Below are 12,281 nucleotides of genomic sequence, written 5' to 3'. Positions count from 1 at the left end.
CTTCCCTATGGAGCTCGACGGCGCCGGCCTGACCTGCGCGCAGGTCCACCAGGCCGCGTACGACGGGGCCCGGGTCACGATCGCCTCCCTGGATCGGGCCCGGGCCGCGTGGGCCACCGCTCAGGAGCTGACCGGCCCCGTGTACGGCAAGAGCACGGGGGTGGGGGCGAACCGGGACGTCATGCTGGAGGGAGCGGGCCTCGGCCTGCTGCGCAGCCACGCGTGCGGCGCCGGCCCGCCGATCGGGCCCGCCCGGGCCAGGGCGATGCTCGTGGTCCGGCTCAACCAGCTCCTCGCGGGCGGCTCCGGCGTCGATCCGGCCGTCTGCCGGGCGCTGGCGTACGCGATCGAGCACGGCTACACCCCGCCGCTGCGCACGTACGGCGCCATCGGCACCGGCGACCTCACGGCGCTGGCCACCACGGCCCTGTGCCTCCTGGGCGAGCTCCCCTGGCACCGCGACCCCCAGCGAGCCCCCGCCGACCCGCCCCGCCACGACTTCGCCCCGGGCGACGCGCTGCCGTTCATCAGCTCGGGAGCGGCCACCCTGGCCGACGCCGCCATCGCCGGTCACCGCCTGCGCCTCCTCCTCGACGCCGCCGTCGACGTGGCCGCGATGTCGTTCACGGCCGTGGACGCCTCGGCCGAGCCGCTGGCCGCCGCCGTGCAGGAGGCCCGGCCGCATCCCGGCCAGGCCGCGGTGGCCGCCCGGTTGCGCGGCCTGCTCTCCCACGAGCCCACCACCCGCATCCAGGACCCGTACGGCTTCCGCGCCTTCGCCCAGGTGCACGGCGCCGCCCTGGACGCCCTCGCGAGAGCCGTCGCCACGATCGAGGTCGACCTCAACTCCCCCACCGAGAACCCCCTCATCGCCGGCGGCCTGGCCTGGCACAACGGCAACTTCCATTCGGCCCCCGTGGCCCTGGCCCTCGACGCGCTGCGGGCCGCGCTCGTGCAGACGGCCCAGCTCAGCACGGCCCGCCTGGCCACCCTCATGGACCCGGCCTACACCGGTCATCTCCCCTTCCTCGCCGACAGCCCCGGCGCCTCGGGAGCCCTGATCCTCGAGTACGTGGCCCAGGACGCGCTGTCCGACCTCCGCCACCTGGCGACCCCGGTGACGACGGGCACGGCGGTGATCTCGCGGGGCGCGGAGGACCACGCCGGCTTCGCCACCCAGGCCGCCCGCCACACCCTGCGCTGCCTGGAGCCCCTGGAGGTCGTGCTGGCCTGCGAGCGCACCGCCGCCGCCCGCGCACTCCACCCGGCCACGCCCGACCGCCCGCTCACCGAAGACCTGGAGGAATCCCGCCGCGCCCTGTCACGGCACCCGCCGCACCGGCTATGACGCCTGGGCGACCGAGCCGCGCTCCCTGAGCGTGGGCTTCTGCACGACGCGCCGCCGCCTGGTGCCACCGTCCGCGGCCGCCGCGATCAGCCGCACCGCCGCCCGCACGATGCCGTCGATGTCCCAGTCGACGGTCGTGAGCCCCGGCGTGAGCAGGCCCGACATCGGATGATCGTCGTAGCCCATGACGGACACGTCGCCGGGCACGGACATACCGAGCTCCTGCGCCGCCGCGTAGACCCCGTAGGCGATGGAGTCGGCGAAGCAGAACACCGCGCTCGGCTTGTTGCCGCTCAGCAGCTCGTGGGCCGCCGCCGTGGCCCCCGCCAGCCCGTGAGGGGCGGTGGTGACCTCGATGTCCAGGCCCAGCCGCTCGGCCTCGGCCGTGACGTGCACGTCGGCGGGCCGGTCGGGCGTGCTGGCCCGGGTCGGGGTGAGGACGGCGATGCTGCGGTGGCCCAGGGCCCGCAGGTGCTCCAGGGCCAGCGTCACCCCGCGCCGGTTGTCGAAGACGACCTCGCCGGCCGTGCCGGAGATCGAGTCGCCGATCGCGACCACCGGAACCGACTCGCACAGCTCGGGCCAGAACGCGGCCGCCGGGTCGATCGGCTGCACGATCATCCCGTCCACGCGCTGGTCACGGAGCTGCTGGGCCATGGCCCGCTCCCTGGCCGGGTCGCCGACCGCGTCGAGGATCAGGGCGTAGCGATCCTTCTCCCGCAGGCCCCTGCTGATGCCGACCGCCAGGGACTGCTGCCAGAGGTCCTCCAGCGAGCCGCACAGCAGGCCGATCATGCCGGTGCGCCCGCTGGCCAGAGCTCTGGCGATGGGATCGGCCTCGTAGCCGAGCTCGGCGGCCGCGGCACGCACGCGCTCCATCGTCTCCTCCGACACCTGCAGGCCGCGTAGCGCGTAGGAGACGGCCGCCGGTGACAGGCCTGTGGCCTGGGCCACCTCACGGATCGTCGCTCTCTTGCGAGGCATTACGCCAGCCTATTGCGTAGCACCGACAGACGCCGATTTCCCGCCACGATCCTGTCGGGTTCGCCACGCGGTGGGGGACTCGCCGGGCGCGTCACCGTCCGGCAGGGCGGCACCCGTTGACAAGCGCCAAGTGAAGCGGTTCACTGAACCGTATCACTGAAGCGTTTCACAAGGGAGACATCACAGCGTGAGGCGTTTACATGTATTGTGAGTAGGAAATAGCGGAAGGAGGGCCGCGACCATGAGCGTCGACGTGCATCAGCACCTGTGGACAGGCGCGTTCGTCGATGCCCTGCGCGCCCGCACCTCCCCTCCCCGCCTCGACGGCTGGACGCTGATCCTCGACGGCGAGCCGCCGTACGAGGTGGATCCCGCCGACCACGAGCACCGCGACACCACCGGCCTGGAGCTGGCGCTGGTGTCGCTGTCGAGCCCGCTGGGCATCGAGTTCCTGCCTCCCGAAGAAGGCCGGCCGCTGATCGACGCCTATCACGACGGGGCCCTGGCGCTGGGCGAGCCCTTCGGGGCGTGGGCGGCCACCTGCCACAGCGAGCCCGACCCGGACCGCCTGGCCAAGGATCTCGACCGCGGTTTCGCGGGTCTGCAGATCCCCGCCACGGCCGAGCCCGACGACCGGCTGCTGGAGGTGCTGACCGCCAGGGACCTGCCGCTGTTCGTGCACCCCGGCCCGGCCGCCCCCATGGCCGGCGCGCCGCCGTGGTGGCCGGCGCTGGTGCCGTACGTGCAGCAGATGCACGCGGCCTGGCACTACTTCCACGCCGTCGTCCGGCCCCGGCATCCGCGGCTGCGGGTCTGCTTCGCGCTCCTCGCGGGGCTGGCGCCGCTGCACTCGGAGCGTCTGATCACCCGGGGCGGCGGCGGGCGCGGCCTGGTCGACCGGGACTTCTTCGTGGAGACCTCCTCGTACGGCCCGCGCGCCATCGACGCCATCGTCCGCGAGCTCGGCATCGACGTCGTGGTCAACGGCTCCGACGCTCCTTACGCCACCGCCCCCGACCCCGGACTCGGCGCGGCCGCCGGCCATGCCATCACGGTCGTCAACCCCCGCCGGCTACTGCGCGGGAGTGCCGCCGACTGCAGGAGCGGCGGGAGCGAAACGACCGGAGCGGGAGAAGGCGGGGGAATGTGGCGACCGGGCCCGCCGAACGGAGTGAGGCCATGAGCAGGGAAGGAGACTCGTACGTGAGCACCACTGAGCAGATCCAGGACGGGGGCACCTGTGCGGGGCTCCCGGAGCGCACTCTCGACCGCCGTGAGCTGCGCGACCTGGTGGACGAGCTGGCCGCCCGCCCGGAGGAGTGGCGTGACCAGGTGGACTTCCCGGCGGACGGCGGGCGCCACTACGCCTCGCTCTACCGCGACGCGTACGTGGACGTCTGGCTGCTGTGCTGGCGCCCAGAGGACGACACGGGCTGGCACGACCACGACATCTCCTCGGGAGCCGTGCACGTGGTGCGGGGGGCGCTGCGGGAGTGCAACCCGCGCATCGGCGGCGAGCACCTGGAGACCGTGGTGCCGGAGGGGCAGTCGTTCTCGTTCGGGCCCGACCACATCCACCGGCTCACCGGCGCGGTGGACGAGAGCGTCTCGATCCACGCCTACTCGCCGCCGCTGTGGCGGCTCGGCCAGTACTCGATCGACCCGAGCGGCGTCATGCGCCGCGTGTCGGTGAGCTACGCCGACGAGCTGCGGCCTATGGACGACCCGATCGGCTCCGTGGCCTGAGCACGCAGCAGGTTCCGCACGGCTCGACGTCCGGCAGCGTGATCCACAGGCAGCACGTCCTGCGGAAGAAGCCGTCGTCGGCGGGCTCGACGAGCCCGTCGACCGGCCGGCCGACCTCCTTCAGCAGGCTCATGTAGTCGCCGGGCACGATCGAGACCAGCGGGTGGGCGATCGCCTCCGTCGTGGAGCCCCACAGCGTCCGCTCACCCACCTTGGCGACGGAGCCGATGGCCTCGACCAGCGGCCGCTGCGCCTCCTCCAGCGCCCCGGCGATCGCGGAGGCGCCGGCGCCCCAGCTCACCCGCGTGGCCGCGAGCGTCACCCCGGCGTCCGACACCTTGAAGTACGTGTCCGCCAGCCGCATGACCGGCACCCGCCCGTCCAGCGCCCACCCGAGCGCCATCGGCAGCGTGTGCCAGTATCCGAACGTCTTCCAGAACAGCGCCGCGCCGACGTGCCGTGGCGCGTTCCAGCGCGCGGCCGGCACGTCGATGAGCCGGCACAACAACGTGTACGGCTCCCGCACCAGCTCGCCGACCGGCGTCCAGCTCTCGTCGGGCTCGACGACCAGGCCGGGCTCCACCCCGAACACCCCGCCACGCCCGTCGGCAACACGCTGGAGGGTCTCGGTCAACACGCTGGAACTCCCGGGAAATCTAAAGGTTAGCCTTACCTAAAGTAGCAGGGCGACCGGCGAACCACCCAGCCACGATCTGCGCCGCGATCACTCCCAGCCCCGTCGCCAGCGGCACCGTCCAGCCGCCCGACACCTGCCTGAGGAACCCGAACAGCAGCGGCCCGAGCGCCGCGATCACGTACCCCACGGACTGCGCCACGGCCGACAGAGCGGTCACCGTGGCGGGATCGGCCGGCCGCAGTGCGATGATCAGCAGCGCCAGCGCGAACGAGGCCCCCTGGCCGATGCCGAGCACGACCATCCACAACCACGGGAGGGTGGTCGGGGCCAGCAGCACGCCCAGGTAGCCGAGCACGGTCAGGACGCCGGCCCCGACCACGTACGGCACCTGCGAGGCGCGCCGCCCGGCCAGCACGGGGACCGCGAGCGAGGTGCCGACCTGGACCAGGTTCGTCAGGCTGAGCAGGTAACCGGCCTGGTCGGCGGGGAGGCCGGCCTCCAGGTAGATCGTCGGCAGCCAGGCCAGCATGACGTAGAAGGTGAGCGACTGCAGGCCCATGAGCGCGGTGACGTACCAGGTGACCCGGCTGCGCAGCACCGTGCGGAAGGGTCTGGGCCCGGTCGGCCCGCCAGGCTGCTTGCGCAGCGCCTGCGGCAGCCAGAGCAGCGCCGCCAGCAGCGCGGGGACGGCCAGGAGGGACGAGACGCCGCGCCAGCCGTACCCGGTGGCGTGTTCGAGCGGGATCACCAGCGCGGAGGCGGCCGCCGCGCCCGCCACCACGCAGGAGACGTAGACGCCGGTCATGAGGTTGACCTGAGTGGGGAAGTGCTGCTTGACGATGCCGGGCATGGAAACGTTCATCACGGCGATCGCGGTGGCGGCCAGGGCCGAGCCGAGGTAGAGCACGGGAGCGCCGTCGAGTCCGCGCAGCGCGAGGCCCGCCGCGATGACCAGCAGGCCCGCCAGCAGCGTGCGGTCGAGGCCCACGCGCCGGGCGAGCATCGGCGTGAGCGGACCGAATACGCCCAGGCAGACCACCATGACGGTGGTGATCGCGCCGCCGCCCGCGGGCGAGAGGCCCACGTCGTTCATGATCTCGTCGAGGAGCGGGGAGACCCCCGCGATGGCGGGGCGCAGGTTGAGCGCGGCCAGCGCGAATCCGATGACCAGCAAGGCGGATCTCAACGACATAGAGGACCACTCTCGCACAAGCCCTTGACAACGTTGTCTACCCCTCCCGATTAGGAAATGATCCTGGCGTGAGACCGACCATGAAGGACGTCGCCTCGGCGGCGGGCGTGGCGCTGAAGACCGTCTCGCGCGTCGTGAACGGCGAGCCGGGCGTGCACCCGGCCACCGCCGAGCGGGTACGCACGGCCATCGACCGGCTGGGCTACAGCCGCAACGAGAGCGCCCGGGTGCTGCGCAGGGGCACGACCGCCACGATCGGGCTGGTCATCGAGGACGTCGCGGACCCGTTCTACTCGGGTTTGAGCAGGGCCGTGGAGGCCGTCGTGATCGACCACGGCTGCCTGCTGCTGAGCGGCTCGTCCGGGGAGGAGCCCGGCAGGGAGCGCGAGCTGGTCGAGACGTTCTGCGCGCGCAGGGTGGACGGGCTGATCGTGGTGCCCGCCGGCGACGACCACACCTACCTGCGGTCCGAGCTGGAGGCGGGGACGCCCGTGGTGTTCGCGGACCGGCCGCCGGGGGCGGGGATCGACGTGGACACCGTGCTCACCGACAACGTGGGCGGGGCCCGGCAGGCCGTACGCCACCTTCTGGTCCACGGCCACCGCAGGATCGCCTTCCTCGGCGACGACCCGGCGATCTTCACGGCGGCCGAGCGGCTGCGCGGCTACCGGGCGGAGCTGGGCGGGCTCTTCGACGAGCGCCTGGTGGCGATGCGGCCGCCGGCTCTGGAGTCGGTCCGCGCCGACCTGGAGCGCATGCTCGCCCTCGACGACCCGCCGACGGCGCTGTTCACCGGCAACGGCCGCTACACCGTGACCACCCTGCGGGCGCTGGCGGGGCGGCGGCCGGCGCTGGTCGGGTTCGACGACTTCGAGCTGGCCGACCTGCTCGACCCGGGGGTGAGCGTGGTCGCGCAGGACCCGTACTGGATGGGGCGGGTGGCGGCCGAGCTGCTGTTCCGCCGCCTGCGCGGCGACTCGGGCCCGCCCGAGCACATCGAGCTCCCGGTACGCCTCATCGCCCGCGGCTCGGGCGAGACCCTGACGGGCTAGGTCCGGACCTGGGCCCGGGCGGGCCGCAGCACGCCCGCCAGCGCGAGCGCCACCAGGATGCCCGCACCACCGGCCGCCGCGATCGCGTACGAGGGCGCGATCACCTCGCCCAGCACCCCGACCAGCGCCGCACCGGCGGCCTGCCCCGTCATCAGCCCCGCCGACTGCAGCCCGAACGCCTGCCCCCGCACCTCCTCGGGCACCACGTCCACGAACCGCCGCTGCAACCCGAGCTGGTACGACAGCCCGGCCGCCGCCACCGCCGCGAGCACGGCCGCCCAGACCACCCCCGGCGTGAACGCGAACGCCAGCCACGGCACCCCCAGCAGCACCGCCAGCGGCAACGACAGCCGCTCGCGCAGCTCCGGCGCCGCGAAGCGCCCGACCGCGAACTCCCCGACCGCCATCCCGCCGGCCGCCGCCGCGAGCACCACCCCGGCCTGCCCCTGCCCGCCCATGTAGGGCACCACCATGGCCTCCGCCCCCGCCAAGCACACGCACGGCAGCCATGCGGCCAGCAGCAGCCCGCGCACCCGGCCGTCGGCCAGCAAGAGCCGGTTGACCCGCAACGTCTGCCGCACCGCCCCCGCCCCGCCCGGGCCGTCCGCACCCCGCGCCGGCCGGTAGGGCAGCCCGAACCGCAGCACCACCGCCGCCACCACGGACAACCCGGCCGTGGCGGCCAGCGCGCCCGACGGACCGGTGACGGCCAGGAAGGCGCCCCCGACCGCCAGCCCCGCGATCTGCGCGCCCGCCGAGGCCACGTTGAGCACCGAACGCCCCAGCACGAACGCGTCCCCCGGCAGCACCTCAGGCAGCATCGCCGCCCGAGCCGCGAAGAACACCGGCGAGAACAACCCCGTGACCAGCACCAGGACCAGCAACCCCCACACCGGCAGCCCGGCGTAGGCCAGCAGCAGGCAGGTGACCGCCCTGACCAGTTCCCCCACCACCATCAGCGCCCGCGGCGACATCCGGTCGGCCAGCGAGAGCAGGAACAGCCCGCCCGCGATGTACGGGAGCCACCCGGCCATGTACGCGGCGGCCGAGAGCCCGGGCGACCCGGTCCGCGCGTACACCAGCACGGACAGGGCCAGCATCTTGATCCCGTCGGCGCCCACCAGCAGCACGAAGCTGCCGAACAGCACCCGGAACTCCTTGACGGCGAACACCTCGCCGAACGTCGCGCCCTTCACGGTCCCGATGGTGTGGCCCGGTCCCGCATCGGGGCGACTCTTTCGGATATAACCGAAAGATGATGGTGACGATCGAGGTCGTCCCGCAGGACCTGATGGCGAGCAGGTTCGCGATCTCGCCGCTCATCGAGACCATGCACGCGCAGTGGGTGCTCGCGGGCCGCTACCGGGCGGGCGTGAACGGGCCGTGGGTGGCGCGGTGGCGGGAGACGTACGAGGGGCTGGTGCGCGAGCACCCCGCGCTGAGGGCGGCCGCCGCGATCAGCGGCAACAAGGGGGACGCCAACGTCGACTTCATCGCGCCGCCCCCCACGGCCGTGGACGTGCCGTTCGAGGCGGAGCTGGCCGCCATGCGCGCGACGCCGCTGGAGCAGGCGCACGCCGAGATCGCGCGGGTGCTGGCCAAGCGCCCGCCCGTGGCCGGCTGGGTCAGGGACCTGCTGCTGGGGCCGGAGGTCGTGGCGCGGTTCGCGGACGCGTACGAGGCGTTGTGGACGTACGTCCTGTCCCACGAGTGGCCGCGGTTCCGCGCGATCCTGCAGCGTGACGTGGCGCAGCGGGCGGGGCGGCTGGCCGCGTACGGGTGGCAGGCGGCGCTGGAGGACCTCAGCCCGCGCGTGCACTGGCGGGCCGGCGGCCGGATCGAGATCGACATGATGTCCACCGGCCGGATCCACCGGCTCGACGGCAAGGGGCTGCTCTTCCTGCCCTCGGCGTTCCTGGACAACATCGGCACCTACCTGGAGGACGCCTGGCCGTACGCGATGATCTACCCAGCCCGGGGCACCGCGGTCCCGGTGCCCGCGCCCGGCGCGGACCTGGCGGCGCTGATCGGCCGCAGCCGTGCCCGCATCCTCGCCGAGCTGGCCGAACCCGCCACCACCACCCAGCTCGCCGCCCTGCTCGGGCAGAGCCTGGGCACGACGGGCGGCCACGTCTCCGCCCTGCGCAGGACCGGCCTCATCACCGGCACCCGCACCGGCCGCAGCGTCCTGTACACCCGCACCCCCTTGGGCGACGCCCTGCTCGGCGGCTGACGCCGTCCCTCGCCTCCCTCGTGGACCTCCGGCGACGTACGACGGGGAGGGACGAGCACACCGGTGTAGTCTTTGCGCATCAGTTCTGCAACTTTGTTCACGCAACGCAACCAGGAGCGCGCGCATGAATGCCGCCGACGTCGCACCAGAGGCGCAGGCCAGGTTCCCCCATGAGCTGATGTACGCGGCGGCCCAGCAGTACTACATGGAGGACGCCACCCAGGGCGACATCGCCAAGCGGCTCGGCGTCAGCCGGGCGACCGTGAGCCGCCTGCTCACCGAGGCCCGCAGGCAGGGCATCGTCGAGATCAAGGTGCACCGCCCGGCCACCCTGGAGGACGGCCCGCTGGCCGCCGAGGTGGCCCAGGCGCTCAACCTGGAGCGCGTCTACCTGGTCCCCAAGGTCAGCGGCCCGGCGCTGGGCCCCTGGCTGGCACCCGGCGTGACCCGCGCGCTGGCCGCCGTCGGCCTGGAGTCGGGCGACGTCGTGCTGGTCTCCTCGGGCACCACGGTCTACGAGTGCGCCCGCCAGGGCCTGGGCCAGTATCCGGGCGTCACGATCGCGCCGGCCGTGGGCGGCCAGGAGGAGCCCCAGCCCTGGTTCCAGACCAACGAGACCACCCGCATCCTGGCCGAACGCTCCGGCGGCGTGCCCGCCTACCTCTACGCGCCGGCCCTGCCCGGCCCCGAGCTGTTCTACTCGCTGCAGCACGAGCCGTCCGTACGGCGGGTCATGGACCTGTGGGCGCACGCCAAGTGCGCGATCGTGGGCGTCGGCTCTGCGCCGCTGATGCGGCAGATGGTGCCCTCCCTCATGCCGCGCGACGCCGACAGCCTGCGCCAGGCCGTGGGCGACGTGTGCATGCGGGTCTACGACCGCGACGGGGCCCCCATCACGTACCCGGGCAGCGAGCGCCTGGTCGCCACGAAGCTGGAGGAGTTGCGCCGCATCCCGCACACGATCGCCGTCGCGGTCGGCGCGGAGAAGGTGCTCTCGATCGTCGCCGGGGCCAGGGGCGGCTACTTCAACCAGCTCGTCACCGACACCCCCACCGCGGAGGGCCTGGTCGCAGCCGCCCACCAGCTCTGAACACTTTTGCTGGACAAAGTTTCTGACCGCGCGCTAACGTGAGCCGCACCACAGGACGTGCCCTCCTGTGAGGGCATGTCCCTGTCTCGGGGGCAGCGAGCGTCATTGATCAGCGAGTGAGGAATGAACCCGTGAACAGAGCTCAGATGCGGACCACCGCGTTCGCCGCAGTGGCAGTGCTCGCCGGCTCGGTGCTGGCCGCGTGCGGCTCAGGATCCGGCTCCACCAGCGGGGACACCGGCGGCAACCCCGGCGGCGGCGACCTGCAGGGCGCAAAGGTCGCCTTCCTCATGCCCGACCTCGCCTCGACCCGCTACGAGCTGCAGGACAAGCCGCTGTTCGAGGCCAGGATGAAGCAGCTCTGCCCGAGCTGCGAGGTCATCTACCAGAACGCCGACTCCGACGCGGCCAAGCAGCAGCAGCAGGCCAACAGCGCGCTCGCCCAGGGGGTCAAGGCCATCGTGCTCGACCCGGTCGACTCCGCCGCCGCGGCCACCATCGTCAAGACGGCCCAGTCGCAGCAGGTCCCGGTCATCGCCTACGACCGCCCGATCCCGGCCACGCCCGCCGACTACTACATCTCGTTCGACAACGAGAAGATCGGCTCCATGATCGCCCAGTCCCTGGTCGACCATCTCAAGGCCGAGCAGGCCGAGGGCGGCATCCTCCAGGTCAACGGCTCGCCCACGGACGCGGCGGCCGGGCTGATCAAGAAGGGCATCCACAGCGCGGTGGACCCCAGCGGGTTCAAGCTGCTGGCCGAGTACGACACCCCCGACTGGCAGCCGGAGAAGGCGCAGACCTGGGTCAGCGGCCAGATCACCCAGTTCAAGGACCAGATCGTCGGCGTGGTCGCGGCCAACGACGGCACCGGCGGCGGCTCGATCGCCGCGTTCAAGGCCGCCGGCGTGAAGGTGCCGCCGGTCACCGGCAACGACGCCGAGATCGCCGCCGCCCAGCGCATCGTCTCGGGCGACCAGTACAACACGATCTCCAAGCCCATCAAGATCGTGGCCGAGGCGTCGGCGAACGTGGCCTGGGAGTTCATGCAGGGCAAGAAGCCCGCCGGCAAGGCCACGCTGTACAACACGCCGTCCGAGCTGTTCGTCCCCACGGTCGTGACCAAGGAGAACATCAAGGAAGTGCTGTTCGACAGCGGCATCATGAAGGCCGCCGACGTGTGCACGGGTGAGTACGCCAAGGGCTGCGAAGAGCTCGGAATCAAGTAATGAGCGTCCTTTCCCTGCGCGGCATCAACAAGACCTTCGGGGCGGTGGCCGCGCTCACCGACATCGAGCTCGACGTCGACGCCGGCCAGGTCGTCGCCGTGGTGGGCGACAACGGCGCGGGCAAGTCGACGCTGGTCAAGATCCTTTCGGGCGTGCACCCGCCGGACTCGGGCACGATCACGTTCGAGGGCCGCGACGTGGAGATCCCGGCCCCGGCCGCCGCCCACAAGCTGGGCATCGCCACCGTCTTCCAGGACCTGGCGCTCTGCGAGAACCTCAACGTCATCCAGAACCTCTTCCTCGGCCAGGAGATCCGCCCGCTGCGGCTGAACGACGTGGCCATGGAGACCCGCTCGTGGGAGCTGCTCCGCCAGCTCTCCGCCAAGATCCCCAGCGTGCGGGTGCCGGTGGCGGCGCTGTCGGGCGGCCAGCGGCAGACGGTGGCGATCGCCCGGTCGCTGCTCGGCGACCCGAAGGTCATCATCCTGGACGAGCCCACCGCCGCGCTGGGCGTGGCCCAGACGGCCGAGGTGCTCAACCTGGTCGAGCGGCTGCGCGAGAACGGCCTGGGCGTGATCATGATCAGCCACAACATGGCGGACGTGAAGGCCGTCGCCGACACCGTGGCGGTGCTGCGGCTCGGCCGCAACAACGGAGTGTTCGACGTGGACCAGGTCTCCACCGAGGACATCATCGCCGCCATCACCGGCGCCACCGACAACGTGGTGTCCAGGCGGGCGGCGCGCGGGCAGGAAGGACAGTCGTGACCG

12 protein-coding genes are annotated in these 12,281 nt (G+C 72.6%); 8 read left to right on the top strand and 4 right to left on the bottom strand.

Annotated elements, in window-relative coordinates; translation table 11 throughout:
• The first annotated feature begins 7 nt into the window (after nucleotides 1–7).
• On the top strand, nucleotides 8–1,348 hold the full coding sequence (locus ACTWPW_RS03210; protein ID WP_443167900.1) for an aromatic amino acid ammonia-lyase: 1,341 nt from the start codon (nucleotides 8–10) through the stop codon (nucleotides 1,346–1,348).
• On the opposite strand, the gene ACTWPW_RS03205 is transcribed toward ACTWPW_RS03210, so the two are convergent.
• On the bottom strand, nucleotides 1,343–2,332 hold the full coding sequence (locus ACTWPW_RS03205; protein ID WP_375111316.1) for a LacI family DNA-binding transcriptional regulator: 990 nt from the start codon (nucleotides 2,330–2,332) through the stop codon (nucleotides 1,343–1,345). The two genes, ACTWPW_RS03210 and ACTWPW_RS03205, sit on opposite strands and share 6 nt — an antisense overlap.
• A gap of 241 nt (nucleotides 2,333–2,573) precedes the next feature.
• Here ACTWPW_RS03205 and ACTWPW_RS03200 point away from each other — a divergent pair, with 241 nt between their 5' ends.
• Together ACTWPW_RS03200 and ACTWPW_RS03195 are read left to right on the top strand one after the other, a co-directional pair.
• Nucleotides 2,574–3,515, top strand: a complete 942-nt coding sequence (locus ACTWPW_RS03200) for an amidohydrolase (RefSeq protein ID WP_443167899.1) — start codon at nucleotides 2,574–2,576, stop codon at nucleotides 3,513–3,515.
• A 20-nt stretch (nucleotides 3,516–3,535) separates the two neighbouring features.
• Nucleotides 3,536–4,078 carry a cysteine dioxygenase gene (locus tag ACTWPW_RS03195; protein ID WP_375111318.1) on the top strand — a complete coding sequence of 181 codons (543 nt, stop codon included), beginning with the start codon at nucleotides 3,536–3,538 and terminating at the stop codon, nucleotides 4,076–4,078.
• Here the strand turns inward: ACTWPW_RS03195 and ACTWPW_RS03190 are convergent.
• Entirely contained in the window at nucleotides 4,047–4,715 is a 669-nt protein-coding gene (locus tag ACTWPW_RS03190) for a hypothetical protein (RefSeq protein WP_443167898.1), read from the bottom strand. The two genes, ACTWPW_RS03195 and ACTWPW_RS03190, sit on opposite strands and share 32 nt — an antisense overlap.
• A gap of 19 nt (nucleotides 4,716–4,734) precedes the next feature.
• Nucleotides 4,735–5,907 (bottom strand): CynX/NimT family MFS transporter, encoded by a 1,173-nt coding sequence (locus ACTWPW_RS03185; RefSeq protein WP_443167897.1) that lies wholly within the window; start codon nucleotides 5,905–5,907, stop codon nucleotides 4,735–4,737.
• Between the two features lie 68 nt (nucleotides 5,908–5,975).
• Here ACTWPW_RS03185 and ACTWPW_RS03180 point away from each other — a divergent pair, with 68 nt between their 5' ends.
• Nucleotides 5,976–6,959 (top strand): LacI family DNA-binding transcriptional regulator, encoded by a 984-nt coding sequence (locus ACTWPW_RS03180; protein WP_375111321.1) that lies wholly within the window; start codon nucleotides 5,976–5,978, stop codon nucleotides 6,957–6,959.
• On the opposite strand, the gene ACTWPW_RS03175 is transcribed toward ACTWPW_RS03180, so the two are convergent.
• Nucleotides 6,956–8,155 (bottom strand): MFS transporter, encoded by a 1,200-nt coding sequence (locus ACTWPW_RS03175; RefSeq protein ID WP_375111322.1) that lies wholly within the window; start codon nucleotides 8,153–8,155, stop codon nucleotides 6,956–6,958. The genes ACTWPW_RS03180 and ACTWPW_RS03175 overlap by 4 nt on opposite strands.
• A 59-nt stretch (nucleotides 8,156–8,214) precedes the next feature.
• Here ACTWPW_RS03175 and ACTWPW_RS03170 point away from each other — a divergent pair, with 59 nt between their 5' ends.
• From ACTWPW_RS03170 to ACTWPW_RS03155, 4 genes are all read left to right on the top strand, one after another.
• On the top strand, nucleotides 8,215–9,192 hold the full coding sequence (locus ACTWPW_RS03170; protein WP_375111323.1) for an ArsR/SmtB family transcription factor: 978 nt from the start codon (nucleotides 8,215–8,217) through the stop codon (nucleotides 9,190–9,192).
• 124 nt (nucleotides 9,193–9,316) lie between these two features.
• Complete coding sequence (locus tag ACTWPW_RS03165; RefSeq protein WP_375111324.1) at nucleotides 9,317–10,282, top strand: sugar-binding transcriptional regulator; 966 nt, start codon at nucleotides 9,317–9,319, stop codon at nucleotides 10,280–10,282.
• A 131-nt stretch (nucleotides 10,283–10,413) separates the two neighbouring features.
• Entirely contained in the window at nucleotides 10,414–11,511 is a 1,098-nt protein-coding gene (locus tag ACTWPW_RS03160; protein ID WP_375111325.1) for an ABC transporter substrate-binding protein, read from the top strand.
• Nucleotides 11,511–12,278 carry an ATP-binding cassette domain-containing protein gene (locus ACTWPW_RS03155; RefSeq protein ID WP_443167896.1) on the top strand — a complete coding sequence of 256 codons (768 nt, stop codon included), beginning with the start codon at nucleotides 11,511–11,513 and terminating at the stop codon, nucleotides 12,276–12,278. The genes ACTWPW_RS03160 and ACTWPW_RS03155 overlap by 1 nt, the downstream gene beginning before the upstream one ends.
• Nucleotides 12,279–12,281: the final 3 nt, after the last annotated feature.

Source organism: Nonomuraea sp. KM90, assembly GCF_052246675.1.
GTDB lineage: Bacteria > Actinomycetota > Actinomycetes > Streptosporangiales > Streptosporangiaceae > Nonomuraea.
Note: the sequence above shows the minus strand (reverse complement) of the source record. Positions and strands in the feature narration are given on the sequence as shown.